This window comes from Variovorax sp. RCC_210 (assembly GCF_041355175.1).
In the GTDB taxonomy this organism is placed as follows: domain Bacteria; phylum Pseudomonadota; class Gammaproteobacteria; order Burkholderiales; family Burkholderiaceae_C; genus Variovorax.
In genome coordinates, this window is the sequence record NZ_JBFUPJ010000019.1 from 87,475 (window position 1) to 113,873 (window position 26,399).

30 protein-coding genes and 2 pseudogenes are annotated in these 26,399 nt (G+C 65.7%); 15 read left to right on the top strand and 17 right to left on the bottom strand.

All coding sequences use genetic code 11. The annotated features are described in order from the left end of the window. The 5 genes from AB6807_RS35085 to AB6807_RS35105 form a co-directional block, all read right to left on the bottom strand. Positions 1-567: a cytochrome c gene (locus AB6807_RS35085; RefSeq protein WP_371088157.1), complete on the bottom strand. Its 567-nt coding sequence runs from the start codon at positions 565-567 to the stop codon at positions 1-3. A gap of 26 nt (positions 568-593) precedes the next feature. After that, positions 594-1,427: a quinoprotein dehydrogenase-associated putative ABC transporter substrate-binding protein gene (locus AB6807_RS35090; protein ID WP_371088158.1), complete on the bottom strand. Its 834-nt coding sequence runs from the start codon at positions 1,425-1,427 to the stop codon at positions 594-596. Beyond that, a complete protein-coding gene (locus AB6807_RS35095) occupies positions 1,408-3,168 on the bottom strand; it encodes a methanol/ethanol family PQQ-dependent dehydrogenase (RefSeq protein WP_371088159.1) in 1,761 nt (586 codons plus the stop codon). The genes AB6807_RS35090 and AB6807_RS35095 overlap by 20 nt, the downstream gene beginning before the upstream one ends. A 168-nt stretch (positions 3,169-3,336) precedes the next feature. Then, positions 3,337-5,001 carry a cytochrome c oxidase subunit I gene (ctaD, locus tag AB6807_RS35100; protein WP_371088160.1) on the bottom strand — a complete coding sequence of 555 codons (1,665 nt, stop codon included), beginning with the start codon at positions 4,999-5,001 and terminating at the stop codon, positions 3,337-3,339. After that, positions 4,998-5,513, bottom strand: coding sequence for a DUF2244 domain-containing protein (locus AB6807_RS35105; RefSeq protein WP_371088161.1), 516 nt, complete (start codon positions 5,511-5,513; stop codon positions 4,998-5,000). Before AB6807_RS35105 ends, ctaD begins: the two co-directional genes overlap by 4 nt. 327 nt (positions 5,514-5,840) lie before the next feature. On the opposite strand from AB6807_RS35105, the gene AB6807_RS35110 reads away from it, so the two are divergent. From AB6807_RS35110 to AB6807_RS35125, 4 genes are read left to right on the top strand one after another with little or no spacing between them, the layout of a single operon-like run. Next, on the top strand, positions 5,841-6,401 hold the full coding sequence (locus tag AB6807_RS35110; protein WP_371088162.1) for a hypothetical protein: 561 nt from the start codon (positions 5,841-5,843) through the stop codon (positions 6,399-6,401). Next, the gene (locus AB6807_RS35115) at positions 6,337-7,812 is read left to right on the top strand and encodes an SDR family oxidoreductase (protein ID WP_371088163.1); all 1,476 of its coding nucleotides are present in this window, start codon (positions 6,337-6,339) and stop codon (positions 7,810-7,812) included. Before AB6807_RS35110 ends, AB6807_RS35115 begins: the two co-directional genes overlap by 65 nt. Further along, positions 7,794-8,267 (top strand): DUF2269 family protein, encoded by a 474-nt coding sequence (locus AB6807_RS35120; RefSeq protein WP_371088164.1) that lies wholly within the window; start codon positions 7,794-7,796, stop codon positions 8,265-8,267. The genes AB6807_RS35115 and AB6807_RS35120 overlap by 19 nt, the downstream gene beginning before the upstream one ends. Positions 8,268-8,294: 27 nt before the next feature. Next, positions 8,295-8,849 carry a diguanylate cyclase gene (locus AB6807_RS35125; RefSeq protein WP_371088165.1) on the top strand — a complete coding sequence of 185 codons (555 nt, stop codon included), beginning with the start codon at positions 8,295-8,297 and terminating at the stop codon, positions 8,847-8,849. Between the two features lie 134 nt (positions 8,850-8,983). On the opposite strand, the gene AB6807_RS35130 is transcribed toward AB6807_RS35125, so the two are convergent. Next, positions 8,984-9,871 (bottom strand): SIR2 family protein, encoded by an 888-nt coding sequence (locus AB6807_RS35130; protein WP_371088166.1) that lies wholly within the window; start codon positions 9,869-9,871, stop codon positions 8,984-8,986. Positions 9,872-10,179: 308 nt separating this feature from the next. On the opposite strand from AB6807_RS35130, the gene AB6807_RS35135 reads away from it, so the two are divergent. Further along, positions 10,180-10,686: a ferritin-like domain-containing protein gene (locus tag AB6807_RS35135; protein WP_371088167.1), complete on the top strand. Its 507-nt coding sequence runs from the start codon at positions 10,180-10,182 to the stop codon at positions 10,684-10,686. Continuing rightward, the gene (locus tag AB6807_RS35140) at positions 10,686-11,459 is read left to right on the top strand and encodes an SDR family NAD(P)-dependent oxidoreductase (protein WP_371088168.1); all 774 of its coding nucleotides are present in this window, start codon (positions 10,686-10,688) and stop codon (positions 11,457-11,459) included. The genes AB6807_RS35135 and AB6807_RS35140 overlap by 1 nt, the downstream gene beginning before the upstream one ends. Before the next feature lie 437 nt (positions 11,460-11,896). Here the strand turns inward: AB6807_RS35140 and AB6807_RS35145 are convergent, their stop codons facing one another. From AB6807_RS35145 to AB6807_RS35155, 3 genes are all read right to left on the bottom strand, one after another. Continuing rightward, the gene (locus tag AB6807_RS35145) at positions 11,897-12,115 is read right to left on the bottom strand and encodes a hypothetical protein (protein WP_371088169.1); all 219 of its coding nucleotides are present in this window, start codon (positions 12,113-12,115) and stop codon (positions 11,897-11,899) included. 367 nt (positions 12,116-12,482) lie between these two features. Next, the gene (locus AB6807_RS35150; protein WP_371088170.1) at positions 12,483-12,659 is read right to left on the bottom strand and encodes a hypothetical protein; all 177 of its coding nucleotides are present in this window, start codon (positions 12,657-12,659) and stop codon (positions 12,483-12,485) included. A gap of 382 nt (positions 12,660-13,041) precedes the next feature. Beyond that, the gene (locus AB6807_RS35155) at positions 13,042-15,357 is read right to left on the bottom strand and encodes a TonB-dependent receptor (RefSeq protein ID WP_371088171.1); all 2,316 of its coding nucleotides are present in this window, start codon (positions 15,355-15,357) and stop codon (positions 13,042-13,044) included. Positions 15,358-15,799: 442 nt separating this feature from the next. On the opposite strand from AB6807_RS35155, the pseudogene AB6807_RS35160 reads away from it, so the two are divergent. After that, a pseudogene (locus AB6807_RS35160) lies at positions 15,800-15,937 on the top strand (helix-turn-helix domain-containing protein); the annotation flags it as partial. 222 nt (positions 15,938-16,159) lie between these two features. On the opposite strand, the gene AB6807_RS35165 reads toward AB6807_RS35160, so the two are convergent. The 6 genes from AB6807_RS35165 to AB6807_RS35190 form a co-directional block, all read right to left on the bottom strand. Beyond that, a complete protein-coding gene (locus tag AB6807_RS35165) occupies positions 16,160-17,533 on the bottom strand; it encodes a DUF5666 domain-containing protein (RefSeq protein ID WP_371088203.1) in 1,374 nt (457 codons plus the stop codon). Then, complete coding sequence (locus AB6807_RS35170; RefSeq protein WP_371088172.1) at positions 17,517-18,371, bottom strand: DUF6502 family protein; 855 nt, start codon at positions 18,369-18,371, stop codon at positions 17,517-17,519. Before AB6807_RS35170 ends, AB6807_RS35165 begins: the two co-directional genes overlap by 17 nt. 273 nt (positions 18,372-18,644) lie before the next feature. Further along, positions 18,645-19,079: a hypothetical protein gene (locus AB6807_RS35175; protein ID WP_371088173.1), complete on the bottom strand. Its 435-nt coding sequence runs from the start codon at positions 19,077-19,079 to the stop codon at positions 18,645-18,647. A gap of 1,040 nt (positions 19,080-20,119) precedes the next feature. Then, positions 20,120-20,641 carry a DUF4142 domain-containing protein gene (locus tag AB6807_RS35180; RefSeq protein WP_371088174.1) on the bottom strand — a complete coding sequence of 174 codons (522 nt, stop codon included), beginning with the start codon at positions 20,639-20,641 and terminating at the stop codon, positions 20,120-20,122. A gap of 90 nt (positions 20,642-20,731) precedes the next feature. Continuing rightward, entirely contained in the window at positions 20,732-21,535 is an 804-nt protein-coding gene (locus tag AB6807_RS35185; protein ID WP_371088175.1) for an SDR family NAD(P)-dependent oxidoreductase, read from the bottom strand. Between the two features lie 11 nt (positions 21,536-21,546). Further along, positions 21,547-21,756 carry a hypothetical protein gene (locus AB6807_RS35190; RefSeq protein ID WP_371088176.1) on the bottom strand — a complete coding sequence of 70 codons (210 nt, stop codon included), beginning with the start codon at positions 21,754-21,756 and terminating at the stop codon, positions 21,547-21,549. A 278-nt stretch (positions 21,757-22,034) separates the two neighbouring features. Here AB6807_RS35190 and AB6807_RS35195 point away from each other — a divergent pair, with 278 nt between their 5' ends. From AB6807_RS35195 to AB6807_RS35220, 6 genes and pseudogenes are all read left to right on the top strand, one after another. Further along, positions 22,035-22,232 carry a hypothetical protein gene (locus tag AB6807_RS35195; protein WP_371088177.1) on the top strand — a complete coding sequence of 66 codons (198 nt, stop codon included), beginning with the start codon at positions 22,035-22,037 and terminating at the stop codon, positions 22,230-22,232. Beyond that, positions 22,229-22,506, top strand: a pseudogene (locus AB6807_RS35200) (alcohol dehydrogenase catalytic domain-containing protein); the annotation flags it as partial. The gene AB6807_RS35195 and the pseudogene AB6807_RS35200, both read left to right, overlap by 4 nt. Next, the gene (locus AB6807_RS35205) at positions 22,505-22,711 is read left to right on the top strand and encodes a response regulator (RefSeq protein WP_371088178.1); all 207 of its coding nucleotides are present in this window, start codon (positions 22,505-22,507) and stop codon (positions 22,709-22,711) included. The pseudogene AB6807_RS35200 and the gene AB6807_RS35205, both read left to right, overlap by 2 nt. A gap of 17 nt (positions 22,712-22,728) precedes the next feature. Next, on the top strand, positions 22,729-23,685 hold the full coding sequence (locus tag AB6807_RS35210; RefSeq protein WP_371088179.1) for a DUF72 domain-containing protein: 957 nt from the start codon (positions 22,729-22,731) through the stop codon (positions 23,683-23,685). Positions 23,686-23,826: 141 nt separating this feature from the next. Next, complete coding sequence (locus AB6807_RS35215) at positions 23,827-24,054, top strand: hypothetical protein (protein WP_371088180.1); 228 nt, start codon at positions 23,827-23,829, stop codon at positions 24,052-24,054. Further along, the gene (locus tag AB6807_RS35220) at positions 24,051-24,257 is read left to right on the top strand and encodes a hypothetical protein (protein ID WP_371088181.1); all 207 of its coding nucleotides are present in this window, start codon (positions 24,051-24,053) and stop codon (positions 24,255-24,257) included. The genes AB6807_RS35215 and AB6807_RS35220 overlap by 4 nt, the downstream gene beginning before the upstream one ends. Positions 24,258-24,284: 27 nt before the next feature. Here the strand turns inward: AB6807_RS35220 and AB6807_RS35225 are convergent, their stop codons facing one another. Together AB6807_RS35225 and AB6807_RS35230 are read right to left on the bottom strand one after the other, a co-directional pair. Further along, positions 24,285-24,488 carry a hypothetical protein gene (locus AB6807_RS35225; RefSeq protein WP_371088182.1) on the bottom strand — a complete coding sequence of 68 codons (204 nt, stop codon included), beginning with the start codon at positions 24,486-24,488 and terminating at the stop codon, positions 24,285-24,287. A 246-nt stretch (positions 24,489-24,734) separates the two neighbouring features. After that, positions 24,735-25,118: a cysteine hydrolase family protein gene (locus AB6807_RS35230; protein WP_371088204.1), complete on the bottom strand. Its 384-nt coding sequence runs from the start codon at positions 25,116-25,118 to the stop codon at positions 24,735-24,737. 453 nt (positions 25,119-25,571) lie between these two features. Between AB6807_RS35230 and AB6807_RS35235 the strand changes: the two genes are divergently transcribed. Beyond that, on the top strand, positions 25,572-25,922 hold the full coding sequence (locus AB6807_RS35235; protein ID WP_371088183.1) for a hypothetical protein: 351 nt from the start codon (positions 25,572-25,574) through the stop codon (positions 25,920-25,922). 134 nt (positions 25,923-26,056) lie between these two features. Beyond that, entirely contained in the window at positions 26,057-26,284 is a 228-nt protein-coding gene (locus AB6807_RS35240; protein WP_371088184.1) for a hypothetical protein, read from the top strand. Positions 26,285-26,399 lie beyond the last annotated feature (115 nt).

Sequence of the window (26,399 nt, forward strand, 5' to 3'; positions counted from 1 at the left end):
TCAGCGGGTCGGGTTCTGCGCGCCATCGCGCGGGAGGTAGGGCTGGGGGTGCTCGCGTTCGCGAGAGACCTCGGGCTCGGAGGCCTGCAGCGCATCCGAGCGGCCGGGCGCCACGTCCTTGCGCAGCTGGCTGGAAAGCGAACGCACATAGGCCACGAGCTGCCAGACCTGGTCTTCGGGAATGTGGCCGCCGAAGGACGGCATGCCGTTGGGCCGGCCCTGCACGATGCTCAGGAAGATGCTGTTCGGCGCCGAACCGTAGATCCACTTGTCGTCCGACAGCGCCGGCCCCCAGTCGCCGCCGCCGCCCGGCGCATGGCATGCGCTGCAGTTGTACCAGCGGTACAGCCGCTTGCCCTGGGAGACGGCAAAGGCGTTGTCGCCCACGGTGTAGGGCGTGGCCGGCATGTCGGCCGCTTGCGAAGCCGGGGCGGGCGTCGGTTCGCCGGGCTGCTGCACCGTGTGGCGCGTACCGGGCGCGATGGCCTGGCCTTGCGGCGGCTCGAAGTCGCGGCGCTCGCGCTCGCAGCCGGTGGCGAGCAGCGCAGCGCACAGAGCGGCACACATTGCGGCGACAGAGTGCAGCTCGGCCTTCATGGCGCCACCCCCGCACGGTCGGTGCGCGCCACGCGGTAGGCGGCGAGCACGGCATCGATGTCGGCGCGGCGGCGCACGATGAATCCGTCGAGCGACTGCCGCAGCGCGGCGTCGCCATGCCGCACGCCCATCGCGATCGAGAACTCGAAGGGCACCGAGGCCATGTCAGGCGGCGCGTCGGCGCGCACCAGGTGCAGCGGCACCTGCGAGCGGCTCGCGAAGTACCCGGCCTGCGGCCCCCAGACGAGCGCGCTGTCGAGCCGCCCCGAGGCCACGTCTTGCACCATGCGCTGCGCGGGCGGTGTCTCGGCGCCCGCCAGCGTGTAGCCGACGACGCGCTCGGTGGAGCCGTGCCGCGCGAGTGCGTATCCCACCGGCGAAGTGCCCGGGTCGATGCCGATGAGCTGCACGCCGATGCGCCATGACGCCAGCCGTGCATCCGTGAAGCCCGTGGGCCCGGCGGCGCCTTTGCGGTTCACGAAGAAGAAGGCCGAGCGGTAGTACGGCGCCGTCGTCTGCAACGCCTGGAAGCCCACCGGCACACCAACGACGATGTCGCACAGGCCCGCGCCCACGGTCTTGCGCACGAACCCGCGCCGGTCACGCAGCCAAGTGTAGTGCAGCGGGCGCCGCAGGTCGTCCGCGAGCAGCCGCGCGATGCGGTTCTCGAAGCCGCCTTCGTTGCGCTGCGAGAAGGGCGGGTTGTCGGGGTCCGCGCACACGCGCAATGCAGGCGAGGGTTCGCCCGCGCCTGCCGCTAAGCCTGCCGTCAGCAGGCAGGCTAGGCCGAGCAGGCGGGCGGCGCGCCGTTCAGGGCAGCGAGAAGACATACAGCGTCCCTCCCTTGCCCGTGTACTGCGGCAGGTCCTTCATGGCGCTCGCGAAGCCCTTGGCGGCCGTGCCGTCGCGCACGTCCAGGTCCTTCGACACCACGGCGCCGGCCCAGCCGCCCACGCCCGAGAGCACGGCCACGTACTGCTTGCCGTCGGGACCGCGGTAGCTGATCGGCTGGCCGATGATTCCCGATTCGGTCTTGTACTGCCACAGCAGCTTGCCGCTTCGCGCATCGACGGCCTTGAACCAGCCTTCCATCGTGCCGTAGAACACCACGTCGCCCCCGGTGGCGAGCGCGCCGCTCCAGATCGGAAAGCGCTCGCGGATCGACCAGGCCATGCGCGCCTTCACCGGGTCCCAGGCACCGAACACACCGCGGTTGCCACCCGGGCCCGGGTACATCACGACTTCCGCGCCGAGATAGGGCGTGCCGGCGATGTAGCTGGCCTGGAAAGTCATCATGTCCTGGCACATGTTCTGGTGCGGCATGTAGAGCAGCTGCGTGCGCGGCGACCAGGCCGAGGGCTGCCAGTCCTTGCCGCCGGGCGAGGCGGGGCACACGTCGCGCACGGTCGTGCCCATGCGGGTTTCGGTCGCGGGATTCAGCACCGGGCGGCCGCTCTTCAGGTCGATGCCGTTGGAGGTGGTCACCTTCACGAAGGGCGTGGCCTGCAGCACCTCGCCGCTGGCGCGGTCAATCACGTACACGTAGCCGTTGCGGTCGGGATGCACGATCACCTTGCGCCTGGCGCCCTTCACGTCGAGCTCGAGCAGCACGTTCTCGTTGGTGCCGTTGTAGTCATGTTGGTCGTGCGGCGCGTACTGGTAGAACCACACGGCCTCGCCGGTGTCGGGCTTGCGCGCGAAGATGCCGGCCGTCCACTTGTTGTCGCCGGGGCGCTGCTCGGCATTCCAGGGGCCGGGGTTGGCGGTGCCGTAGTAGATGAGGTTGAGCTCGGGGTCGTACGAGATCCATCCCCAGGCCGCGCCGCCGCCGATCTTCCAGGCTTCCGGCGGCCAGGTCGTCACGCCCAGGTCCTTGCCGCGGTCCTGCGCATAGAAGGGCTTGAACGCAGGGCCGATCAGCACCTCGGCGTCGGGGCCGGTGCTGTACGCGCGCCATGCGACGCGGCCGGTGCGCGTGTCCAGCGCCGCGAGCCAGCCGCGCACGCCGAGTTCGGAGCCGCTGTTGCCCACCAGCACCTTGTCCTTGACCACGAGCGGCGCCATCGTGATGGTCTCGCCCTTGGTTATGTCGCCCAGCTTCGTGCGCCAGAGTTCGGTGCCCGTGGCCGCATCGACCGCAATCGTCTGCGCGTCGAGCGTGTTCATGAACACGCGCCCGTCCGCATAGGCCGGCCCGCGCGTCACCACATCGCAGCAGGCCACGCCCTGCGCGCCGGCGTCGGGCTTGGGCTCGAACTTCCATTTGACCGGAGCGCCCGGCTTGGCGAGGTCGAGTGCGTAGAGGTAGTTGGGGTAGGGCGCGGCCACGTACATGGTGTCGCCCACTACCAGCGGCGCGGCTTCCTGCCCGCGCCGCACGCCGGTGAAGAAGGTGAAGGCCAGCTTGAGCTGCGCGACGTTGTCGGTGCGGATGTTCGCCAGCGGCGAGAAGCGCGTGCTCGCATGGTCGCGCCCAGCCATCGGCCAGTCGGCCTCTTGCGCACGGGCGCCGGCCGCGCAACAGAGCGCGAGCCAGAGCAGGGCGCGGACAAACGAAGTGGCTGTTGTCATTGTTCTTTCGATCCGGGCGGGCTGCGTCCGCCAGCTGTCTGCAGGAGGCGCAATGTGCGCGCACCGGCTGGCCTCATGCGTCGGTAAAATGGCGAGTAGAAGGTCGGTACTTGCCTACATCGCGCGCGCTGCCGGCGCGCCGCGGATCGTTCATGCGAACGACGCGCATCAACCGACCACGCGCGTCGCGGTGCTGTCCAGCTTCGGCGGCGTTGCGAAGGTGTGAATGGGCGCGGGCGAGGGCACTTCCCACTCCAGGCCTTCCGCGCCTTCCCAGGGCTTCGCGGGCGCCGGTGCGCCGCGCTTGGCCATGGCCGGCAGCACGATGAAGAGGAGGAAATAGGCCTGTGCCAGGCCGAACACCGCGGCGCCGATGCTGGCGACGTGGTTGAAGTCGGAGAACTGCATCGGGTAGTCGGCATAGCGCCTAGGCATGCCCGCCAGCCCGAGGAAATGCAGCGGGAAGAAGCCCACGTTGAAGCTTGCGAGCGACACCCAGAAATGGATCTGCCCGCGCCGCTCGACATACATCACGCCGGTCCATTTCGGCGACCAGTAGTAATAGCCCGCAAACATCGCGAACAGCGAGCCTGCCACTAGCACGTAGTGAAAGTGCGCCACCACGTAGTGGGTGTCGTGCAACTGGATGTCGATCGGCGCGATCGACAGGATCACGCCCGAGAGCCCGCCGATGGAGAACACGAAGATGAAGCCCAGAGCGAACAGCATCGGCGTCTCGAAGCTGAGCGATCCCTCCCACATCGTGGCGATCCAGTTGAACACCTTCACCGCCGTCGGCACCGCCACCAGCATGGTCGCGTACATGAAGAACAGCTGGCCGGCCACCGGCATGCCGGTGGTGAACATGTGGTGCGCCCACACGATGAACGAGAGGATCGCGATGGAGGCCGTCGCGTACACCATGGACGAGTAGCCGAAGAGCCGCTTGCGCGAGAACGCCGGCACCACCTGGCTGATAATCCCGAAGGCCGGCAGGATCATGATGTAGACCTCCGGATGGCCGAAGAACCAGAAGATGTGCTGGAACAGCACCGGGTCGCCGCCGCCGGACGGCTGGAAGAAGCTGGTGCCGAAGTGGCGGTCGGTCAGCAGCATCGTCACCGCGCCCGCGAGCACCGGCATCACCGCGATCAGGAGGTAGGCGGTGATGAGCCAGGTCCAGCAGAACATCGGCATCTTCATGAGCGTCATGCCCGGCGCGCGCATGTTCAGGATGGTGACGATGATGTTGATGGCGCCCATGATCGAGCTCGCGCCCATGATGTGGACAGCGAAGATGCCGAAGTCCATCGACGGGCCCATCTGCAGGCTGAGCGGGGGGTACAGCGTCCAGCCCGAGGCGGCCGCGCCGCCGGCGCTGAAGAAGGGCGCGACTAGCATCGCCGCCGCGGGCGGCAGCAGCCAGAAGCTGAAGTTGTTCATGCGCGCGAAGGCCATGTCCGAGGCGCCGACCTGCAGGGGCACCATCCAGTTCGCGAAGCCCACGAAGGCCGGCATGATCGCGCCGAACACCATCACCAGGCCGTGGATGGTCACGAACTGGTTGTAGAGCTCGGGGTTGAGCAACTGCAGCCCTGGCTGGAACAGCTCGGCGCGAATGCCCAGCGCGAGCACGCCGCCCACCATCAACATGGCGAGGCTGAACAGCAGGTAGAGCGTGCCGATATCCTTTTGGTTGGTGGCGAGCAACCAGCGGCGCCAGCCGAAGGGCATGGCGTGGTGCTCGTCGTGTGCGTCGTGCGTGCCATTTGCGTCGTGGACGCCCGGTGCTGCGGGGTGAACCGGATGGGCGGGGTCGGGGGATGTGCTCATGTCGAGGTCTCGTGCGAAGGAAGATGGAACGTGCCCGAGCGCGCGCGGCGCAGGCTGCGGCTGAATTCGGCCGCGAAGCGGTGCCGCTGCGCCTCGTCCGCATAGGTACCCAGCTGCACGCGCAGGCCGCCACCGTAAAGGACCGGCGGACGCGAGCCGGCCTCATGGTCGCGGGCCGCTTCCAGCCAGGCCCAGCAGGGGTCGAAGCGGAAAGTCTGCGACCGCAGGCCCCGGGTGGCGTGCACTTCGAGCGAGCCCGGCGTGAGCACGACGCGTTCGCCGTCGATCGCATGCATCGCATGCACCCAGGCCGCGGCGGCGAGCGCCGCCACCTGGAAGGCGCAGAAGCACAGCACCAGCGGATAGCCCGCGGCACAAAAAGCGATGCCCACCATGGCGACGACAGCGGCGAGCGCGGCGATGTGCAGCATGAAGCTGCGCGGCGACATGGCGCAGTTGCGCTGCAGGCGCCATTGAACGCAGGCGTCGTCGCGGATGTCCCCGTCGGGCATGGGCTTCCTTCTGTGTTCGCTTTGGAGGCGAGGACGGAATCGATGCAAGCAGGCGGCAATCGGCATGCCCGCGACAATCGCACGGGCGGGATGCAGGCGGATGCAGGAGGCACACGGCCGTGCGCGTCTTTGCCAGGGCGGCATCGCTTCAGTGCGACAAGGGCCCGCCAGTCCTGCTGCAATTTTTTCCGCGAGACAGCACCTACAGCAGAGGTATCCGAACGACGACACCGGCGCTGCCTGCGTCTGGAACTGTCGCTGGCAGTCGATGGCCCATGTCGACCACCTTCCATGTTTTCAACTTCGCGCACGACCTTGGAGATATCGATGAACACCGGCGGTCCGAAAGTCAGGCACAGCACAGCGTCGCAGGGCCACCCGGAGCCCGCGCATCCACCGGCCGTCGGCACGGCGGCGCTCTGGCGGGACGCGTTGCGCACCGGCCTTGTGGGGGGCGCCGTCGCGAGCCTGGCCTCGACGCTGGCGCTCGCCTGGTACGGCCGCCGCGAAACCGGCAGCAGCGCGGCGCCGACCAACGCGACCAGCCAGTGGCTGTGGGGCCGCAAGGCGCTGGCCGCCCGGCGGCCATCGTGGCGGCACACGGCGCTGGGCTACGCCATTCACCACGGCACAGCGACGTTCTGGGCCGTGCTGCATGCGGGGCTCCATGCCAGGCGCCCGCCCGCGGCCTCGCCCGGCGCAGCGATCGCTCGCGCCGCGGCCACAGCGGCCACGGCCTTCGCGATCGACTACACCATCACGCCCCCGCGGCTCCGGCCGGGTTTCGAGCACCACCTGTCCCCGTGCGCGATGGCGATTGTCTATGCCACCTTCGCCCTCGGGCTGGCGTGTGGATGCGCGGTGGCAGAGCGTGGACGCCGCCGCTGAAACACTGCGCGCCGCCGCGCCCGGAGGCGCACGCGCCGCGAGGATCGTGATCGTCGGCGCGGCCGGCTTTCTGGGGCATGCGCTCGCGGAGGCATTCGCGCGGCGGGGCGTCCGGCTGGTCTGCACGGCGCGCGATCTCTCCAGCGCTCGGGAGCGCGCCGCCTGGCCGCAGCAACGCACGCGCTGGCTGCGCGCCGATCTCGAAGAGGTGCCGCCGGTGTCGTTCTGGATGCCGCACCTCCTGCCCGGCGACGTGGTCATCAACGCGGCGGGCGTGTTGCGCGAGCACGCGCCGGGCGAGTTCGACGCGGTGCACCACCGCGGCCCGACCATGCTCTTCGAGGCCTGCGAGAAAGCCGGTGCGGCGCTCGTCATCCAGATCTCCGCGCTCGGAGCCCACGCGCGGGCCGCAAGCGAATACCACCGGAGCAAGGCGCGGGCGGACGACCGCCTGCGCCGCTGCCATGTCGCATCGGCCATCGTGCAGCCCTCGCTGGTGTGGGACGAGGACGGCGCGAGCGCGCAGTTCTTCGCCGCGCTGGCGGTGATGCCGCTCCTGGCGCTGCCCGGCGGCGGACGCCAGCTCTTGCAACCCGTGCACCTGGACGACGTGGTGGCCGGCGTGCTGGCGCTGGCCGACGCCCGTCCGCCGGGCAGCCGCACCATCGCCTTCGTGGGCCCGCGAGCGGTGATGCTGCGCACCTACCTGCTGGACCTTCGCCGCCAACTCGGCCACCGGCGGCGGCCGTTGCTGCTGCCGATGCCGGAGGCTGCGTTCCGCCGTGCGGCGGGCGTCGCGGGCCGATGGCGCCACAGCTTTCTGGATGCCGACACCGCCGGCATGCTGCTGCAGGGCAACGCCGCGCCGGCGGACGATTTCACCCGCTGGCTCGGCCGTCCGCCGCGACCGCACGAGCACTTCGTCGACGCAGGCCGCGCCGAGGCGTTGCGCCGGGCAGCATGGCTGTGGTCGCTGCTGCCGGCGCTGCGGGTGGCGGTGGCGCTGGTGTGGATATGGACCTTCATCGTCTCCATCGGCCTTTATCCGCGCGACCAGAGCCTGGCGCTGCTCGCGCGCGTGGGCGCCGGCGGCGCCTGGGCCGAACTGCTGCTCGACGGCGCTGCGCTCTTGGACCTGGCGCTGGGCATCGGAACGCTCGCGCTGCCGGCCCGGTGGCGGGCGCGGCTGCTGTGGCCCCTGCAACTCGCGCTGATCGCCTTCTACACGCTGGCCATCAGCTGGGCGATGCCGGAGTTCTGGCTCCATCCCTTCGGCCCGCTCTCCAAGAACCTGCCGATGTGCGCGGCCATCGCGCTCCTGTGGGCCATGGACGCACCGGGCGTCGGGCGCACGCCTGGCCGCGCGGCGTTGCGGCGTGCGGAAAGGAATCCATGGAATACCTCTTCGTGAAGTACCTGCACGTGGTGTCCTCGACGCTGCTCTTCGGCACCGGCATCGGCTCCGCGTTCTACCTGCTGGCGACCACGCTGTCGCGCGATGTGCGTGCGGTGGCCGTGGTTGCGCGCATGGTGGTGCGGGCTGACTGGATCTTCACCGCGACCACGGCGGTGCTGCAGCCGCTCACCGGCTTCTGGCTGGTGCACCGGCTGCAGTTGCCGCTTTCCACGCCATGGCTGAAGGCCTCGATCGTCTGCTATGTGCTGGCCATCGCCTGCTGGCTGCCGGTCGTGTGGCTGCAGATGCGCCTGCGCGACTTCGCGGCCGAAGCGGCGCGCGAGAGCACCGCGCTACCGCCGCGCTACTGGCAGCTTTTTCGCTGGTGGGTGGTGCTCGGCGTGCCGGCGTTCTTTCTTTTTCTCGCGCTCTTCTGGCTCATGATCGCCAAGCCTGCCCTGGGCGCCTAGAGCCTCCCAAAGATCGGGAGTCCTCAGGTGCCGCAGCAGTTTCTTCTCATGTTCGTGGCGCTGCCGCTCTGGCTGGCGGCGGGCGCGGCCGATTGGGCCCTGCATCGGCGCGCGCGCATCGAGGCGACCGCCGGCGTGCGCGAATCGGTGCTGCACATGCTGATGTTCGTCGAGATGGGCGTGGCCGTTCTGGCGGTGCTGCTTCTGGAGGTCAATGCCGGTGTGCTGGCGCTGTGCCTGGCGGCATTCGCGGCGCACGAACTCACGGTGTACGTCGACCTGAGGTGGGCGGCCCCGCACCGCAGCATCTCGCCGCTGGAGCAGATGGTGCACAGCGTGCAGGAGATCCTGCCGCTGGCCGCCATCGCGCTGCTCGCGTCGCTGCACTGGGACCAGGCGCTGTCGCTCGTGGGCCTGGACGGTGGGTGGGACGCGGCCTCGTTCGCGCCGGTGCCGCGGCGCAACATGGTCCCCCCGACCTACGTGGGGACGGCGATCGCCGGCGGGCTGCTGCTGGCCGGTTGCTATGCGGAGGAGCTGTGGCGCTGCAAGCGTGCTGCGGCGGAATCAAGGGAACGATGACGGCGTAGTCACCGCTGGCATCCCGATTGCCGGGTGGACGCATCACGCGACATCATGAAGTTAGTACGACGATTTTGCGATTTGCTTGCTCGCGCCGTTCGTACCAGCGTCGCCGCATGCCTAGGGATCGTGCGTCACGACGAGCAAGATTTCCTCCTTTCCGTCTTGAGCCGGGGCGGGCGCTCGGTGGCCCGGCAGGAAGGCATCGACTGAACTGCGGGCGCGCACGCGCTGCATGCTGCTATTCGTCGTCGAGCACCGTCTCCAGGAACCGGATCAGCGCCTGGGATGGGTCGCCGCCCAGGTGGACCATTTCGATGCCCCACTGGCCCAGCACCGCCCGCTGCACTTCGGCTGGCCGACGGCGAGAAAAGGTAGGACACCGGCTGCGCCCCGTTAGACATCGACGATTTCCACAGGCGAAAGAGCTTGTAGAAGAGATACCTGATGTTGACGTCCGCGAGGCTGTAGCCGATGAACATGACGGTGCGTTCCAGCACGTCGGCGCGCAGCTTGATGTCGAGCGGAGATTCGAAATCGAACCTCCGGAAGTAGCTGCTTTCGTCCAGCACGATGGAGGCATCTTCCTCCAGATCGCCATGGAACTTTATGATCTGGGTGGCATCGGGCCGGAGCTTGGCCAGGTCGGCGACGCTCACGATCTTGGTGTACGCCACCTCGTAGTGCTCGAAGGCGCTTTCCAGCCACCGGTCGTAGTTGGTCGTATAGATCAGCGGAAAGCGGCCCTTTGCGATCAGTTCGTGAATGCGTGAGCGCCCGAGGTCCAGGTCGCGCGGATGCCATTCGCGGTCCGTCCCGCTGCGCAGGGGTCCGATGCTGCCGTGCTTGATCCGGATGAGATAGCTGCCCTTGTCCGCGAAGGTGGTGGCTTCGACGTCCAGTTCCTTGGCCATGTGTTCGATCAAGGTTCGCCATGGCGGCAGGCCCAGGCCCATCGAAACGCCCGCGCCCACGAACAGCAGCAACTTGCCACGGCGGTGGATGTCCCGAAGTTGCCGCATTGTCTCGTCCGCGTCCGCGTCCGTGCCGGTGGTTGTGCTTGTCCGCGGTTGAGCCCGTGCACGGGAGCGTGCTCGTGTCGATGGCATGTCGTCTGCCGCGTTCGCTCACGGTCCGGGCGACGAAGCGCGGCGTGGTCTGGCGGTGCCAACGGGCCCTGTTTCCATGGTCTGTACTCCGCTTGAAGTTGGACAGGCCTGTACGCGAGCAATCGGCATTCCTGTCTGCGTCCGTAGCTGCCCGGGGCAGCAGGCATCTCGATTGCCGAAATGCCGTGATCGATCCTTTGTCACAACCACTGGAGTTGCCAATGATGACTGCCGAAGAGAACCTGATGGACTGGCTGCGCGATGCGCATGCCATGGAAGAGCAGGCCGAGAAGATGCTCAGCGCCACAGCCGACCGCCTGAAAAACTATCCCGTCTTGAAGGAGCGCATCCTGGCGCACCTGGACCAGACTCGCCAGCAGGGCAGGCAGGTGCGCGAGTGCATTGTTCGCCGTGGAGGGAGCCCGTCGACCGTCAAGGACGTGGCCGCGCGAATCACCGCCACGGCCCAGGGCTTGAGCGGCATGTTCGTCGCTGACGAAGTTGTGAAGGCCGCCCTGTCCTCGTACACCTTCGAGCACATGGAAATCGCTTCGTACCGGATTCTCATTGCCGCAGCCAGGGAAGTCGGGGACGAAGCGACACAGCGCACCTGCGAGGCCATTCTGGTCGAGGAGGAGGCGATGGCCGCTTGGCTGCTGGAGCAACTGCCCGCCATCACGCAGCAATTTCTCCAGCGCAGAAAGGCCGACGTGACGGCCAAGCACTGATGGGAGACCGGTTGCGGGGGAGGGTGGCGCTGGTGACCGGCGCCAGCCAGGGAATCGGACGGGCGATCGCGCTGCGCCTGGCGCGCGAAGGCGCGGACATCGCGCTGCACGTGCGGCGCGACGACGACCGCGCGCGCGAATCGGCCGGTGCTGTGGCGGCACTCGGCCGCCGATGCGAGGTTGTTGCCGCAGATCTTGCAGGCGTCGCTGCCGTGTCGCATGTGATGGCGCAGGTGTCGTCGCGCTTCACGCATGCGGACATCCTCATCAACAACGCCGGCCTCGAGCGCCGGGCCGACTTTCTGTCGGTCCGCGAAGCAGACTACGACGCCGTGCTGGACGTCAATCTGAAGGCGCCGTTTTTCCTCACACAGGCGTTCGCGAAGACGCTGATCGCGGCCGGTCGCCCCGGCAAGATCATCCACATCAGTTCGGTGCACGAGGAATTGCCGTTTCCAAACTTCACGGCCTACTGCGCGAGCAAGGGGGGACTCAAGATGTTGATGCGCAACATTGCCGTCGAATTGGCGCCCCACGGCATTACGGTGAACAACGTGGCGCCCGGCGCCATTCGCACACCGATCAATGCCGCGTTGCTCGACGATCCGGAAAGGCTGCGGCAACTCGTCGGCCAGATACCCTTGGCACGGATGGGCGACCCGGAGGAGATCGCCGCGGCTGTGGCATTTCTGGCCTCCAGCGACGCGGACTACATCACCGGCAGCAGCCTTGTCGTCGACGGCGGGTTGCTCTGGAATTACCAGGAACAGTGACAGGCTTGCCCCTGCGTGCCACGCGCGCCACGTGGGCGGAACTCGCACGCGATCGTGTGTCCTTCGCGTGCCACCATCGAAGGCGTGCGGGATCTGGGCGGTGTAGGAGGGCGGACCCTGGCGAGGTGGGGTCGATCCATTCGGCAAAGTCGCCGATCGCGTGCGGCACGCCTTCGCATTGGAACCTGCCGTCGACTCGACCCGACCGGACGCCGGGCGGGGAAGTGCGGGCGAATCCTCGAACACACGCGGCCCCCGGATGCCGGCGGTCCAGATGTTCAATTCCGCACCGATGCGCCTGCCGCTTGCCAGGACAACGACGCCTCTGCGTACTCGAACACCTCAGGCGGGTTCGCTGCAAGCAGGCGGGCCGCGCCTTCGACCACGGTGAGCCGCACGCGCTTGCGTTGCAAGCCCGATTTGTGCCGCCAAAGTGCTTACATCCCATCGCGGATTTCCGTAGCCAATTCGACGCCGGTCGCGCCGCGACTCATGATGGCGATCGACAATGCGTCCTGCTGGGCGCGCGCCAGCCTGAAGGCCGCACGAAGAGCGCCTCGCGAAGCTTCATCGCCTGCAGCGAGGGTCAGGAACAGGCGGTGTTCGCGTGCGCCAGGCGTGCCGAAATCGTTCTCTTCGCTTCCCAGCGCGAGCACCAGTTGAGTCGATGGCCGGTGGTGGCAGCAGTTCGCTTCCGTTTGGACCCATGACGGCTTCAAGGCGTACGTGCCGCGCAAGCGGGTCGAACGACGGCAATGCGCCGATTTCGAAGCGGTAGCTGTGTGCGTGCGAATGCGCTAGGAAAGAACTCTCCGCCGTACTCTTGGTTCTGCATCTCGGTCGCCAATATCATGAAGCCGCGGCTTCTAGGTTTGCGCCAGCGCACGGTCCGCCGGCACGTGGCCCCCGCTTCCTCAACACTGGGCCGCTGCCGCGCCAGCCTGGTCACGAATTCGAGGCTGGCAGCACCCCCGCCGATCACCACGATCGATACCACAGTCGACGTCATCACCCCGCACCTTGTCACTTGCCTGTGACAACCGCGGGCCCGGGCACTGCGGTGCGATTCATGCTCGCGCGGTTGTCGTCATAGAAATAGAGCAGGGTCCCAATTGTTGCAAGTACGGCAGCCACCAGGATCAATGCGGGGCCGCCTCGTCGCCGTTGCGGCAGGGCGGCGCGGTCTGTTCGTTCGTCCATGCCCGTTTTCCAAGACTGAAGAACGCGTTTGTGGCAGGGGCCTGGAGGGGCGGCGTCGGACGGATTCCCGTCGGTTCGGCAGCGCCAATCCCGTTGGGCCGCGTCGATGCGGGGCTCACTTCGGCGCGCGCAGACATCATGCGAGCGCCTCCCATGTGCTCGCCACATCAGCTTCGACGAACTCGGCCGCATCTTGGATGTCGCTGCAACGCTAGGACCGGCCGCGTGTGCACCGAGCACGCTGGCGGCACCGAAGAAGTCGCGGTGGCAATTCTGGAAATAGGTGCTTGCGTCGTGCGACGACCATTGGATGCGCTTCGGAGGTGTCTACCCAAACGCTTGCTGTGCATGGGTGGCGCTGTGAGGGAACGCATGAGAACGCTCAGTAGTCCAGCCGGACTGTCAGCCCCAGGGTGCGCCGCGTTCCGACCGATGCCACGTAGGCACCGTTCGCGGTGGCGGCCACGGTCGGAAAATACTTCTTGTCGAGCGCGTTGCGCAACCAGAGCGAAATGCTCCAGATGTCATTGCCCCGCGTGACCTTCCAACTGGTCGCGAGGTTCAGCAGGCCAAAGGCCGGGATGCGCGAGTGGACCGAGCCGTCGAGCGTGCCGTCCTGGGGGGACCGCCAGGCGTACGTCGCTGAAACGAAGTGCTGGGTGCTGGAGCTCACGGACCTGCGGTATTCGGCGCCCACGTTGAAGGTCCAGCGCGGTGCCCCGGCAACCTGCCGACCGGTCAGGCTGCAGCGCCCCTGAGGCACGAACGCACGTTCTGACGGACAAGGCGCATCCTCATAGCGGCGATAGCGTGCGCCGTTGAAGGCAGCGTTGGCCCACACGGTCAGCCCGTGCGCCGGTCGCGCGGTGGCATCCAGCTCCAGTCCACGGCTACCGAGATCGCCCGCGTTCGTGAGGATCTCGACGTAGTTGCCCGCGCCTGCGCCGGCGGGCACGAACATCGACGTCTGATAGCCGCGCACGCCTGCCAGGAAGGCGTTCAGGTTGAGTGTCAGGCGATCATTCCACACGCTGCTCTTGACGCCGACGTCCAGGCTGTCGACACGTTCGGGCCCGATGATCAGCGACGAGGCGCCGAGCGGGCCGGGAGCGGCACCCGGCCCCGCCAGATTGATCCCGCCCGACCGCTCGCCGTGCGACAAGCTCGCGTAGCCGATCGCGTCGTCATCCAGCCGGTAGCTTGCACTCAGGAGCGCCGATGGGCCGGTCTTTCGGATGGCCAACGGACCTGTGTCGTAGGCACCAAGCACGATCGGACGATTGCGCAGGAACGCGGTGGCCGCGGCACCGCCGGTCGAGTCGCCGCGATGGGTCCGCCCGTCCTTGCGCTCCTGCGTGATGCGCAGGCCGGCCGTGAGGTCGAGCCTGGACGTGGCGTGCCACGTGGCCTGGGAGAAGAGCGCGAAGCTCTCCGTGTCGAGCGCGCCGAAGCTCACGGTGCTCGCGTTGGCGAGCACCGGCAAGGACGTTCCCTGCAGAACGATGTCCGCTCGCGGACCGAACACGGTGAATATCTCGTTGCGCATGCGCTGGCGCATGTAGAACGCGCCCACCACATAGTCGACCGCACCGCCGGTGGGCCCCGCGTAGCGCAACTCCTGCGAGAACTGCTGCTGGCGCACGCGGGAGCCGCCGTCGACCAGCACGGGGATACTGAGATTGTCGTTGGTCGTCGGCACGAAGTTCCACGAGCGGCCGGCGGTGATGGACGTGACGGTGGCGCCGGACCCGAGCTTCCAGTTCGCTTCGGCCGACGCGCCCCCCTGGTCGAGATCGACGCGCTCCACGCCGTCGGTGTTGACCGCATAGCGCCGCGGATCGGTGACGATGTTGGTGGCGCCGCCCGCCCGTGCGCGGGCCGCCGCCGGGCCGCTTCCCAGCGAGTAGATGACGCGGGTGCCGTACGTGGAGCGCTCGCGGTGCGCATCGGCGATCAGGCGCAGGCTGAAGACGTCGCCGCGCCGCAGCAGCCATTGGCCGCGAATACCGGATCGATTGCCTCCGTTGACGCTGCCGCCGTCGTAGATGTTCTCGATGTTGCCGCGTTCGTGGGTGCCGTACACCAGCAGCCGGCCCGCCGTCTCTTCCGATAAAGCGCCCGAGAAGATGGCTTGCCCTTGCGCAAGGCCGCGCTGCCCGATCGAGAGTTGCAGGCTGCGCTCGGTCTCGCGGCTCGGTGAACGCGTGCGCAATGCCAGCACGCCGGCGGTGGTGTTCTTGCCGAAAAGCGTGCCTTGCGGCCCGCGCAGCAGGTCCACGCGCTCGATGTCGAGCAGGTCGAACGTCGCCATGCCCGCGCGGCCCAGGTAGACGTTGTCGAGGTAGATTCCCGTGCTGCCCTCGAGGCCGTCGTTCGATGGATTCCTGCCGACGCCGCGCACCGCGACGGCCGATTGCCGCGGATCGCCGAAGGTGATGCTGGTACTTGGCAACCACTGCTGCAGGTCTTCGAGGCGCCAGCTTTGCTGGGCCTCAAGGGCCTCGCCGTCGATCGAGGTCAGCGGTATCGGAACTTGCTGGGCGGCCTCCGAACGGCCCCTGGCATTCACGGTGATGGCGGGGAGCGTTTCGCCATCGTCCAAAGGCGCCGGCTGTGCGTGAGCCGCCGCGGCGAGCCCGAAGGCGAGAGCGCTGACGGCCAAGGAAAGGGCGAGGAGATCGCATCGGCAGAAAGACATGCGCGTACTCTAGTAGACGCCCGCGCTCGGACGCGAGGTCTTGCCGGGGCGAGCCCCGTGCGAACTCACGGGGGGACGCTCTGGTCCGCAATCTGTCCCCGTGGCGTGGCGGCGTCCTACCATATTGCGAACCTCTTTGTTGCGGGCTTAGCGCTCGCAGCATGAAAGAGCACATAGATGCTCGCAGCGCATTGCACCCGACGCCTGCGCCTGCTGGTCTCAGGCAAGAACCGAAATCATTTACGAAGTCCGCGAAGAGACCGCCTACATCCACATTGTTGCGACACCAGTCGGGACTTGCAGGGCTTGCACATGAAACGAATCGTCAGCCCGCAAGAGGGACTAAGCACCCTCTAAGGTTGTCGGCGCTGACCAAAAACTAGGCCAGGTGTCAACCTGCCCTGCTGCTTATTTGAGCAGCGGGGTGCCCGGAGTGATCACCATGGACATGAATGGCAGGATCCGACGGTTGCACGTGAGTGACAAGCTGTCGAAGCGAGAGATAGCGCGCGTGACGGGACTGTCGCGCACGACGGTATCAAAGTGGCTGCGCGCGCCGGCCACTGACGGGTCAAGATTCCATGGAACTCAACAGAGTGGGTTAGCCAAGAGGAATATCGGCCAAGAGGCCCAACTCCCAATCGAAGTCATCCGTGTCCATGCGCCCCAAGACGGCATGCCGTCACATCCCCGGCACCGAATCTTTGCGGATGTGAAGCTCATGCTGCGCGAACATGCTCGGCGTTGGTGAGCACTGTTCGCTATCCCGCGCAGGAACGAACCACGCGTAGGTGCTACGCGCTCAAGGCGTAAACGCGACGCTTTGCGCTATCAGCACGCCATTGACCACACGGTCCCCCACGATCGTTACGCGCCGCCCGTTGCCTAGATCGGCCACGGTGCCATTGATGAATGAGGTGCCCGAGCCGCTGGCGTCGACAGGTTGACCTCGGACCCTGAAGCTCGCGGGGGACTGGTAGGCGCCGATGGCCCCGATCAACGTGAACGACGCCGGCCCCCCCGTACCCGGCACATTGCGGATTCGAAGCTTCTTCACCACCAATACACCGCCGGACATGAATCCGTCGACCTCGAGCTTCACCCCATTTCCAAGTGACCCCGCAGGGCCGCCGTTGATTTGGGCAGTCGTGCCGTCGACAGCAGTTCCCAGCAACTTGAAGGCGCCTCGTGAAACAAAACTGGTGATGACGCCCGCCAGTTGAACCGCAACCCCGTCATTCAAGGGTATGGCATACCAGCCCTGAACTATCGTGGCGGCCAGAACGCCGGCTGTCGGCGCCGAGAACGCTCGTGCGCGCACGATGGTGCCGTTTGCAAGTGCCGACGAATTGAATCCGGTGAACGCAGCTCCGTTGTAGTCGATCGTTAGTAAGCCGAGTGCAAACGTCTTGCGGACCGTATCGAGGTTTTGCACGGTGCCGGTGACCAACGGATCGAGCATGGTCGGCGCAATTTGCACACGGGTGGCGCGCAAGCTCCCGGGGTCACCAGGCAGTCCCCACACTTGAACGACGCTGCCGCCACCTACATCGGCCAGTCCATTCGCGTTACCCCACACGGTGGCTGAGTCGACGCTTACCGTGGTTCCCATCACGACGAAGCTCCCCGCGGCTACGTCAATGCCAGTCGCGGGCCCGCGCAGTTCTGCAGCTGATTGCACTTGAGTGGCAACGCCATTGGTGAAGTTGGTGTCCAGCTTCCCTGCGATACGCGCGCTCATGCCGATCTGTAGTTCTGACGTGTCTTCGAGCGTGAAGGCGGCAGCGTCCGTGTTGTAGCGCACTCCATTCAGGATGACGCTCCCCAACCCGCCTGCCGAACCGACGCCGGCAGCGTCCGCGGTAACGCCTGTGCCTCCGGAGCCGACCCCAGAGCCGTCGGTGCTGCCGTTGCCAGCGGTGCTCGTGGCGTCGCCGGTGCCCGCAGATCCTGTGTCCGTTCCTGCATCCGTACCGCTTGCGCCGGCACTGCTGCCGTTTCCTGCTGGGGAGTCGCTCGCGCCTGCGGGCGCTGGGGTAACGCTTGTGCCCTCGCCGAGGCCGAAGCCGTCGACCGGGCCTCGGCCGTCGCCACCACCGCTGCCACCGCATGACAGGAGCAGCATCATGGCGGCGCTGGAAAGCAGGCCGCGCATCAGCCTATGGATTCGTGTCATCGTGCTCACTGTTGGGCTCGCTTCGAGGGTGAGGCGTTGGCGTGGGTGTGCCCTCATCCTCGTAATAGGTGTAGATGCCGACCCGGATGCGACCTGTCGCGCCCTGAGGCGCGCGCGCCACCGCTTGCGTCATCTCCTGAGCCAACTCGTGGTGCAATGCGGACCAGCGCTTGCGCACCAGTTGGTGGATCTGCTCGCACTCCTGGAGTGTCAATCCGCGCGCGTAGACCGCGCGCTCAAGCATGCGTGGGGAGACGTCCAAGGTGTTGGCGACAGCCGCCAGCAAGTGGTCACGGCCGTTGTCACCCAGGAAAGCGAGCATGGACTGCAGGTCTTCCACTGGCACGAAGCCATCTGCGGTGAGCTCGACGACGCCGTCGACTTCGTTCACCATCTGCAGGCGTATCAGTTCATCGAGGATGGTGCGGTGATGAACATTGCCACGAGTGCTCATGCGGGCCACGGCCTCGAAAGACGGCATCTTATTCTCGGCGGTGACGGGCAGCTGCTGCAAGCCGGGATCCTGCGCAACCATCTGCAACCAAAGTGTGAATGTTTTCGCTGCCGCCGACAGTTCGGTGTGGGGCAGGGGATCCACGGTCGCCCTGACACGGGCAGTCACAGCCTTGCGATTCAACCCCGTGGTTACGGAAAGCTGGCTCAAATTAGGTTTCGCCACGCCCTGGCGGCGCCATGAACGCTGCGCCTCTTCGAGCAGCAGGTCGCGCAACAGTCCTTCCAAGTGAGGGTGCCTGACCCCCATGGAAAGAGCAAGCCTAACCACCGGCCGAAGAATGCGCGCGCAGGCTGATAGGGCCCAATCCAGCCTTTGTTCCATGAGTGCGAGGACGCTGCTATCGAAGATTTTTACTCGGACTGAGGCTGTGAATCATTCACATTTCTGCATTCTAGCTGCGGACTGCAGGCTCGGATTGGATGCTTCACTGCGCCAATGTCGCCCCGGTGCGCGGCTCCAATGTGGCGCCAAGTCCGCTCTGAATCGAGCCCGGAACCATGCGCTTACGCGGAGCTGGAGATTGGATTGGGCATGGCTGCCCTTTAAGCCGAAACCAAGGCCAGCGTTGACGTTTTCAACGACGCCAACCAGGCCTCAATGCAATATGGGAATCAGTCCCCGCATCGGACGCCGCTCACGCAACCGTCGGGCATCTCTATAACCCGCCTTAGCCCCTGCCAGGTAGTCGGTGTCTTGCGAAGACGCCAGATGCTCAAGTTCCTCTAGGGTACGTCCCACATCGAAGCTGTCTCGCAGCAGGTACTTGCTACTCACCACTGAAATCAACAACGCCCGTGACTCTCCGCGCCCGGCCGTCAACGCCGTGCCCGCTGCGGCGATGTAGCCCAAAACGGTAGCCCGTGCTCTCCTAGACCAATCCGCTGGCGTTGGCCGGTTTGCCAGCATAAGTTGGTCCTGGACAGCATCTGCGATGAGTCGGGCAATCTGATTCGACTCGCTGATGCTGACTGGGTCCCGCTGAGCCCGGGCATTTGGAAAGCCCAAAAGATTCTTCAGACGTTCGAACATTCTTTTCTCCTTTGCTGAGGTGAAGCTTCGGTCGCACTGATGGAGCGCGCCTCGCAGACATGGGAAGAATGAGTAGATTCACCGCAAATGTGAATTTATCACATTTAATACGAAAACACACATTGGGGCAGGGGCCACCACATCGGAATGTTTCCGGGCAAGCGGCCAGAATGGCCGGAGCGCTTGACTTCACCAACTCGCTGAATATCCGAGCTCGCATGAACGGCCCCTGACATGCGTGCCTCATCGAGGAGATCTCGCGACGATCAACGTTCGCCTTCCACGAGCGCAGACCTTTTCCGACGAGCATCAATGCTCCGGGGCTGTGTGAAACCCCGTTGGGCCATGTTCAGACGTCGTTGACCCTTTGGCACATTTAGAAAACGCAACCCGAGGGCCTTCTGAAAGAGTTCGAACTTCAGAGGCGATATCCACCGGATTAAGTTTTCACGCAGCCCCGGCCCGAAGCCGCCAAACCGTCCGCTCGGAAGCTGCCGCTCAGAGCCTCCGCGCGAACGCCCGCGATCACCTCCAGCGGTTCTGAAAGTCACCCGTTCACGACAAGGCATTTCATGAAGCCATCGCCGGTCCGCGTGATGCGCGATCACCGCAACGCGCGCCGGCGTTTTCCAGCTCAACGTATCGTGCCCACTCTCGGCGCCAGTCATCGCTTGAGGTAGGGCTGGCCGCACGACTCGGCCGAGGCAGTTCGGTCTACCTGAGGAGGAAGTGATGTCGCGCATCCGACGGATCTCGGTGCACGTCGACGAACCCGACCCGGGGCGCTTTTACTGGGTGAATACGAAGGAAGGTGACGAGCTGTCGTACCATGCTAAGAAGAGTCAGGTACCCGCGGTCAAGGCGATTCCCGTGCGCCTGCGGACGGCGCGTTTGGCGGCAAGCGCACGGCCCGAGCGTCGAGCGCGTACTCACTGCACGAGGGTCGGCGAACCAAACTCGCTGGATTCGCTGCCCGCTGAGCGCGCAGCGCGGCTATGTCGCCGGCTACCCGGACGCGCAAGTCCGCGCGCCCGGTTGCGTCATTTCTTGGCCGCTAGCTGCTGAGCATGTTCCAGGTGCCCCTGTACCACTGGAAGCATCTTTTCGGCGAGCGCCTTGAGGTCTGCGTCCTTGGCCTGCGCCTGAGTCTTCTTCAACAGCTTCTCTGTGGCTTCATGGTCGCCCACGCCAGCCTGCTTGACGTAGCGGCTGTCGAAGGTATCGCCCTTGAGCGCCTTCAGTTCGAGCGCCACAGCCTTGTGTTTGACGCTGGGGCCTGCCGGCAAGTCGACGCCCTTGGCCGAAGCGAGGGCTTTGGCGTCGCTCAGCCCCTTGGAATGGTCGTCCACCATCATCTGGGCGAAGCTCTTGATCTCACCGTTCGATGATTTTTCGAGCGCGATCTTGCCCGTCTCGACTTCTGCGATGTTTGCTTCCGCGATGTCCTTGAGCATCGATGCATCGGCACTGCCCAGCTTGTCGGCGGCCCCTGCGAATGGGGCCAGGAGTACTGCCGTAGCCAGCAGGGTTCCGCGGACGGTGGCTTTCAATGGGTGTTTCATTCGAAAAACCTCCACGAGAGTTGATGAAGCGCCAATCTGCGCGAGCACTTGTCTGTGCCATGTGGGAACTTTTCGCAAAGTCTCGTTCGCTCACGGCTTTGCGGACCCCGGCTCGGCCATCTTGCGATGCTGCTCGGCCAACAGGGAGGCCGGCGTAACCTTCGCCACAGCCACTTGCAACTTATTCTTCCAGCCTGCCACCACGTCGCCTTCGCCGTCCAGCATGGCCTCGAAGCCGATGCGCGCGACTTCCGCCGGGTCTGCCTTCTTGCCTTGGCCCACCTTGGTATCCAGCATGTCCGCGCGTTCGAAGAATTCGGTGTCGGTCGGTCCTGGCATGAGGCAACTCACGGTGACGCCTGAATCCTTGAGTTCGTTGCGCAAGGCCATCGAAAACGAATCGAGAAAGGCCTTGGTTCCGTTGTAGACCGCTTGGTACGAGCCGGGCATGAAGCCTGCGATCGAGCCTGTGATCAGAATGCGTCCCCAACCACGCGCGCGCATGCGCGAGCCGATCTGGTGAATCAGGTAGATCGTGCCAGTCACGTTGGTGTCAAGGACCAGTTTGGCCTGGGTGAAGTTCTCGTCGAGGAAACCGTGGCCCAAGCCGCGCCCTGCGTTGGCCAACAGGCAATCCACTGGCCGGCCTGCGGATGCGGCCACGAGCCGGTCCACGCCCTCGAGCGTGGACAAGTCGACCTGAATGGCGCGAACGTCTACCCCTGTCTTGCGCAGTTCGATGGCGGCTGCCTCGATCTCCGGCTCGTCGGACGCGATGAGGAGGTCGCAGCCCTTCGCGGCGCAGCAACGTGCCAATTCCAGGCCAATGCCGGAGGATGCGCCTGTCACGACGGCAAACGAGCCGGCTGAAAGAGGGTTGTCTCGTCTCGTCATGGAAAGCTCCTTCAGCGTGGTGTGGGATGCAGGAAGCCGGCGGAGTTCTCGCCCCTGCCGGGCTCTGCCTCTTGTCGGCGGGCCTCTTCAGCCTCTTCGGTGCCGTGGTCAGGCTTATTCAATGTGGACTCCAGGTCTTCGGTACGGATCTCGGCCTCTGTCGGCAGCGAGTCCGGCTTGGGCGATCGGGCCACGGATTGCTTGAGGGTAGATGCAGACATGTCGTTCCTTTCGTGATCTGGTGAGATAAGCAGATAGACAAATTGCGCACTCGCGTGGGGCCCGCGTGTAGTCCCCTTTCGCTTGCAGGGGTGCGATTCGCGGCAGGAAAGCCAACGCATGTCGGCCGCTCGTACCGTCGTTCGGGGGGTGATGACAGAGGGGCGCGGTGCAACCGTTCCGGCTCGGGAAATCGTTCGACTTTGGTATGCGGCCGCTGTAACGAGCCTCGCGCAGGCGGCCAGTTTGGGGAGCCAGTGCAGCAGCCCGCAATGTGGCCATGGCTGCCAGCGCGGCGTCGCTGGCCTGCGTGTGGCTGATGCGCAAGGGTGCGGCCACGACCGCGGCTCGCACCCTTGGCACCGTTGCATTTGGGCGCATCCGCAGGAAAGGCTCCTACATCCCCGTGCAACTGCCCGCCTTAGCTTTGCAGGCTTCATTCCATGCTTTTCATCCATCCATGAAGGAACGCACATGAGAGCCCTGACCGACCACGGCGCAAAGGATGTCCGCGTCGAAACGGTGCCTGATCCCGTGATCAAGCAGGAGGAGGACATCATCCTGCGCGTGACGGCCACCGCCATCTGCGGGTCGGACCTCCACATCTACCGCGGAAAGATTCCCAGCATAGAGAGGGGTGACATCCTCGGCACGAGTTTATGGGAATCGTCGAGGACACGGGCAAGGCTGTTACGCGGCTGCAGCGCGGCGACCGCGTGGTGGTGCCGTTCACCATTGCGTGCGGCGAATGTGGACCTCGGCATGCCGGAGATGGACGGCTTCCAGCTCATCGGCGAGGCGAGGCGCAACGAGGCGACGCGTGAGCTGCGCTCTATCGCAATGTCGGGCTTCGGCCGGCGCACCGATGCGCGACGCGCGCTCGAAGCGGGCTTCGACGCGCATCTGGCGAAGCTGGCATCGATCGAGGAACTCAAGTCGGCCATCGCCCGGCTCTGAGCTGCAGGAGAAAACGCATGGCAGGGCCGCGCGGCGACGTCCATATCGGGATTTCCGGATGGCGATATGCGCCTTGGCGCGGGCGTTTCTATCCGCCGGGTCTCGCACAGCGCAAGGAGCTCGAATTCGCATCGCTGATGCTGCCCACCATCGAGATCAACGGCTCGTTCTATTCGCTGCAGCGGCCCGAGTCGTACCGGCTCTGGCACGACCAGACGCCGGAGGATTTCTTGTTCGCCGTCAAGGGCTCGCGCTACATCACCCACATGCTCCAGCTCAAGGACGTGCGGCAGGCGCTGGCCAATTTCTTCGCGTCAGGCGTGTTGGCGCTGGGACAGAAGATGGGTCCGGTGCTCTGGCAACTGCCGCCGAGCATGCGGTACGACCCTGGACGACTGGACGCCTTCTTCTCGCTGCTGCCGCGCGATGGTCGCGCCGTGCGCGCCCTGGCAGGCGAACACGACGAGCGGGTGGCAGGTCGCTCGGTGCTGGAGCCCGTGCGCGGGCTGCGCATCCGCCATGCGCTGGAGGTGCGCCACCCGAGCTTCGTCGATCCCGGTTTCATCGCCTTGCTGCGCCGGCACCAGGTGGCGCTGGTGGTTGCTGACACGGCGGGGCGCTGGCCCTGGCTCGAAGACCTGACGGCGGACTTTGTCTACATCCGGTTGCACGGCGACAAGGCGCTCTATGCCAGCGGCTACGGGGATGCAGCGCTGGACCACTGGGCGGCCCGCATCGACGCCTGGCGGCAGGGCGGGCAGGTCGACGACGCGAAGCTCGCTTCGCCCAAAGTAGCGAGGCGCGGCAGGCACGACGTGTTCTGCTACTTCGACAACGACGTCAAGGTGCACGCGCCCTACGACGCGGCGCACCTTGCCGCGCGCCTGGGCCTTGCGACCGGCCTGGGCCTGGATGAGGAACTTGCGCGGGTGCTCGGCGCGGGCGGCACCGGACGCGCCGCGCCGGCCCGCTGACGCGCCTGACCCACGCGTTGGCGCGCGGGACTGTTCCCACGCGCAGGCGCAGCGCATTCCGACCACGCATGCCCTCCGCTGGACGACCATGGCCAGACACCTTCCTTTTTCGAGGAAGGCCCTACATCGCAGGAGGCCACCATGACCACGGATCAGAAAGAGAAAGCGCAGAAACCGTTTCCTTTTCCCACGTCGAAAAACCACGGCACGCCGACCGAGCACGCTAAACCCACCGAGCAGCCCATCAGCGAAGAGGCGTTGGACAGCGGCGTCGAAGAATCCTTTCCCGCGAGTGACCCGGTGTCGGTCACTGTCACGAAGGTCAAGCTGCCTCCGGCGGAAGGGGACAAGAAGGTACCGCGGCATTGAAGACATACGCGCTCGACGTGCTGATCGTCGAGTCCAAGGACGACCAGACCGTGCCGCATCCGGCGCTGCAGAACTACCTTGCCGCATCCAAGCGCGTGCGCTCGGTCACCTGTCGGGTGCTCTCGGGCGCAACCACGGGTCGTCGAAACAGGAATCTCGCCATGCCTATGACGCGTTACTGGTGTCGTGGATCACCGAGATGACGCTCGGCGCCAACGCTACAGCGACGCTCACGAAGCAGGTTTCAAGGAGTCGGGCGTGAAGGGCTCGTGGACCGGCGAGGTGAAGATCGTGTGGACGAAGCAGAGCTTATGCCCCTCGGGGTCAAGGCAGTAGGCCGCATAGAAGTCGGGCGCATAGCGTGGCCCGAGGCCTGGCGCACCCTGGTCCTCCCCGCCATGCGCCAAGGCCGTTGTCCAGGCGGCATCGATCACGGATCGCGATGCTGCGAGAAAACTCACCTGGCTGCCGTTTGCCGCAAGAAGGCGCTTGGCCGTTAACCGGCGCGCCAATGACGAATTGCGGCCAGCGTTGGCCTGGACGCTGCCAGTACACACCCGCCGGGCCGAATTGGGAGAGTTCGACGGACCGCCGTAGTTCGAAATGCGCGAGCACGAGATCGTAAAACGCGCACATCATCGCGAGGTCTTTCACGCCTATCTGTATATGAGCGAACACGCTCAACGCCCGCCCCTGGCAACGCCTGGCCGAAGCGGAACCAGCCGGATGCGGGACGCTGTCGTTGTGGGCAACTTCTGGAACTTCTCCAACTGGCGCAACACGGTCTCGTTCCGCGCCACCGATTGCGAAGCCACGCAATCCCGCGGCACCACCACCGCGAGGTCGCGCATTTCCGCCTCCATGGCTGTCGCCAGCACGCACTGGTCGCTGGCGACGCCGGTCAGGATCAAGCGGCGCGCATCCAGGTGCTGCAGCAACAATTCGAGTGGTGTGCCGAAAAAAGCCGAGTGCTTGGGCTTCAGCACAAAGTAGTCGTCGGCGTCGGGCTGCAGTGCGCTCGTGATCTCCGCGCCCGCACCGCCTTGGCCCAGCGACAGCCCCACCAACGCCGGGAAGTCCGAGCGCCAGCGGCCGCGGTTGTCGTTGGATCACGGGCACGTCCGCGCTGCGGCAGCGGGCCTTGGGCGCCGCGATGCGGGGTGCAATGTCCGCCGCGCGTGGCAGCAGTTTTTCCGCATCGGGAAAGTCCCAGCAATTGATCATGTCGATGATCAGCAGCGCAGTGTGGCCCGCTGCATTTTCGGGGGCGAGCACGCCGGACGAACTGGAAGGACGGGAAGCCATGGGCCACATTTTTCCATCGGCAATGACGCTGCAGGGGTCTGCGGGCGCATCTTGCGGTGCCGTCCGACAACGCCCCCGGCGGTGAAGGCTTCGTGCCTGCATCGGTCAATCCGGCCTACAGCCTGCAGCCTGTGTGCGACGTAACGTATGAAGCTTCGTGAAGAGACAAGATCCGAGGCTCCCCATGGATTCACTGTTCAGAGCTTTTCCGTATGGAGATGACTGCCTGGCACACGGTGCTCAGGGGCACTCTGATCTACTGGTTCCTGTTGCTCGTTTTCCGTTTCCTATTGCGGCGCGACGTCGGGTCGTTGGGCGTGGCAGCGAGGGTCGTGGCGCACATTTCAGAAGACACCTTGCACGACGCATTCGGCACCCGGGAGGTGGGCAACGGATTGCTGAAGGCCTGCGAAATCCACATCGACGCGCTCGAAGCAGCGGTCGTCGCACGCTTCCGAGTCGACCCTCGGTGGCCTCTCATGATCACCCTCGACGACTTTCCGGCGCGCCGCGGTCTTTCGGGGACCGAAGCGGCGCACCGATCGCCTGAAGCCCTCCGGTGAAGGGGCGGCGCGCATCGCGCTTACCAACTGCCTAGGCGCTCGGATCGCGGATGAGCGTTGACCTGGTGCGGTGACGCCCGACCGACGCCTTCCCTCCCGGAAAGGAATATCTATGCAGAAGCTCCGAATCTCGAATGAGCGGCACGCGCGACTCCTTGGCCGGCGGTGTTCTGGCTATCAATGCAAGAAGCGAGGAAGTCCTTCATGGATTGACTCTGAAAGAGTCCCAGTTCCTGATGGACTTGGGCGATGGCTCATTGAGCGATAGAACTGCACGCGACGGTCAAGGCGGACTCACGCTGCAGCACGAACATGCGTGGCTGAGAATCGCAACTGCGGACGATGAAAGCAGTTCAAACTAGGAACACCGACTGCGGCTCGCAAGTTTTTAAACTCCCCGCACCTTGAGCAAGTGCGCCGTTTTTGGGTTGGCTATTTTTTCGGCGCAGAGGGCGCGGGCAGTTCTGTCGCGAGGGC

Excerpts from the sequence above, each read along its gene's own strand:
- AB6807_RS35085 (WP_371088157.1), bottom strand. The coding sequence starts at position 567 with ATGTGTGCCGCTCTGTGCGCTGCGCTGCTCGCCACCGGCTGCGAGCGC.
- AB6807_RS35090 (WP_371088158.1), bottom strand. The coding sequence starts at position 1,427 with ATGTCTTCTCGCTGCCCTGAACGGCGCGCCGCCCGCCTGCTCGGCCTA.
- AB6807_RS35095 (WP_371088159.1), bottom strand. The coding sequence starts at position 3,168 with ATGACAACAGCCACTTCGTTTGTCCGCGCCCTGCTCTGGCTCGCGCTC.
- ctaD (WP_371088160.1), bottom strand. The coding sequence starts at position 5,001 with ATGAGCACATCCCCCGACCCCGCCCATCCGGTTCACCCCGCAGCACCG.
- AB6807_RS35105 (WP_371088161.1), bottom strand. The coding sequence starts at position 5,513 with ATGCCCGACGGGGACATCCGCGACGACGCCTGCGTTCAATGGCGCCTG.
- AB6807_RS35110 (WP_371088162.1), top strand. The coding sequence starts at position 5,841 with ATGAACACCGGCGGTCCGAAAGTCAGGCACAGCACAGCGTCGCAGGGC.
- AB6807_RS35115 (WP_371088163.1), top strand. The coding sequence starts at position 6,337 with ATGCCACCTTCGCCCTCGGGCTGGCGTGTGGATGCGCGGTGGCAGAGC.
- AB6807_RS35120 (WP_371088164.1), top strand. The coding sequence starts at position 7,794 with ATGGAATACCTCTTCGTGAAGTACCTGCACGTGGTGTCCTCGACGCTG.
- AB6807_RS35130 (WP_371088166.1), bottom strand. The coding sequence starts at position 9,871 with ATGCGGCAACTTCGGGACATCCACCGCCGTGGCAAGTTGCTGCTGTTC.
- AB6807_RS35135 (WP_371088167.1), top strand. The coding sequence starts at position 10,180 with ATGATGACTGCCGAAGAGAACCTGATGGACTGGCTGCGCGATGCGCAT.
- AB6807_RS35140 (WP_371088168.1), top strand. The coding sequence starts at position 10,686 with ATGGGAGACCGGTTGCGGGGGAGGGTGGCGCTGGTGACCGGCGCCAGC.
- AB6807_RS35150 (WP_371088170.1), bottom strand. The coding sequence starts at position 12,659 with ATGGACGAACGAACAGACCGCGCCGCCCTGCCGCAACGGCGACGAGGC.
- AB6807_RS35155 (WP_371088171.1), bottom strand. The coding sequence starts at position 15,357 with ATGTCTTTCTGCCGATGCGATCTCCTCGCCCTTTCCTTGGCCGTCAGC.
- AB6807_RS35165 (WP_371088203.1), bottom strand. The coding sequence starts at position 17,533 with ATGACACGAATCCATAGGCTGATGCGCGGCCTGCTTTCCAGCGCCGCC.
- AB6807_RS35170 (WP_371088172.1), bottom strand. The coding sequence starts at position 18,371 with ATGGAACAAAGGCTGGATTGGGCCCTATCAGCCTGCGCGCGCATTCTT.
- AB6807_RS35175 (WP_371088173.1), bottom strand. The coding sequence starts at position 19,079 with ATGTTCGAACGTCTGAAGAATCTTTTGGGCTTTCCAAATGCCCGGGCT.
- AB6807_RS35180 (WP_371088174.1), bottom strand. The coding sequence starts at position 20,641 with ATGAAACACCCATTGAAAGCCACCGTCCGCGGAACCCTGCTGGCTACG.
- AB6807_RS35185 (WP_371088175.1), bottom strand. The coding sequence starts at position 21,535 with ATGACGAGACGAGACAACCCTCTTTCAGCCGGCTCGTTTGCCGTCGTG.
- AB6807_RS35190 (WP_371088176.1), bottom strand. The coding sequence starts at position 21,756 with ATGTCTGCATCTACCCTCAAGCAATCCGTGGCCCGATCGCCCAAGCCG.
- AB6807_RS35195 (WP_371088177.1), top strand. The coding sequence starts at position 22,035 with ATGGCTGCCAGCGCGGCGTCGCTGGCCTGCGTGTGGCTGATGCGCAAG.
- AB6807_RS35210 (WP_371088179.1), top strand. The coding sequence starts at position 22,729 with ATGGCAGGGCCGCGCGGCGACGTCCATATCGGGATTTCCGGATGGCGA.
- AB6807_RS35215 (WP_371088180.1), top strand. The coding sequence starts at position 23,827 with ATGACCACGGATCAGAAAGAGAAAGCGCAGAAACCGTTTCCTTTTCCC.
- AB6807_RS35235 (WP_371088183.1), top strand. The coding sequence starts at position 25,572 with ATGGAGATGACTGCCTGGCACACGGTGCTCAGGGGCACTCTGATCTAC.
- AB6807_RS35240 (WP_371088184.1), top strand. The coding sequence starts at position 26,057 with ATGAGCGGCACGCGCGACTCCTTGGCCGGCGGTGTTCTGGCTATCAAT.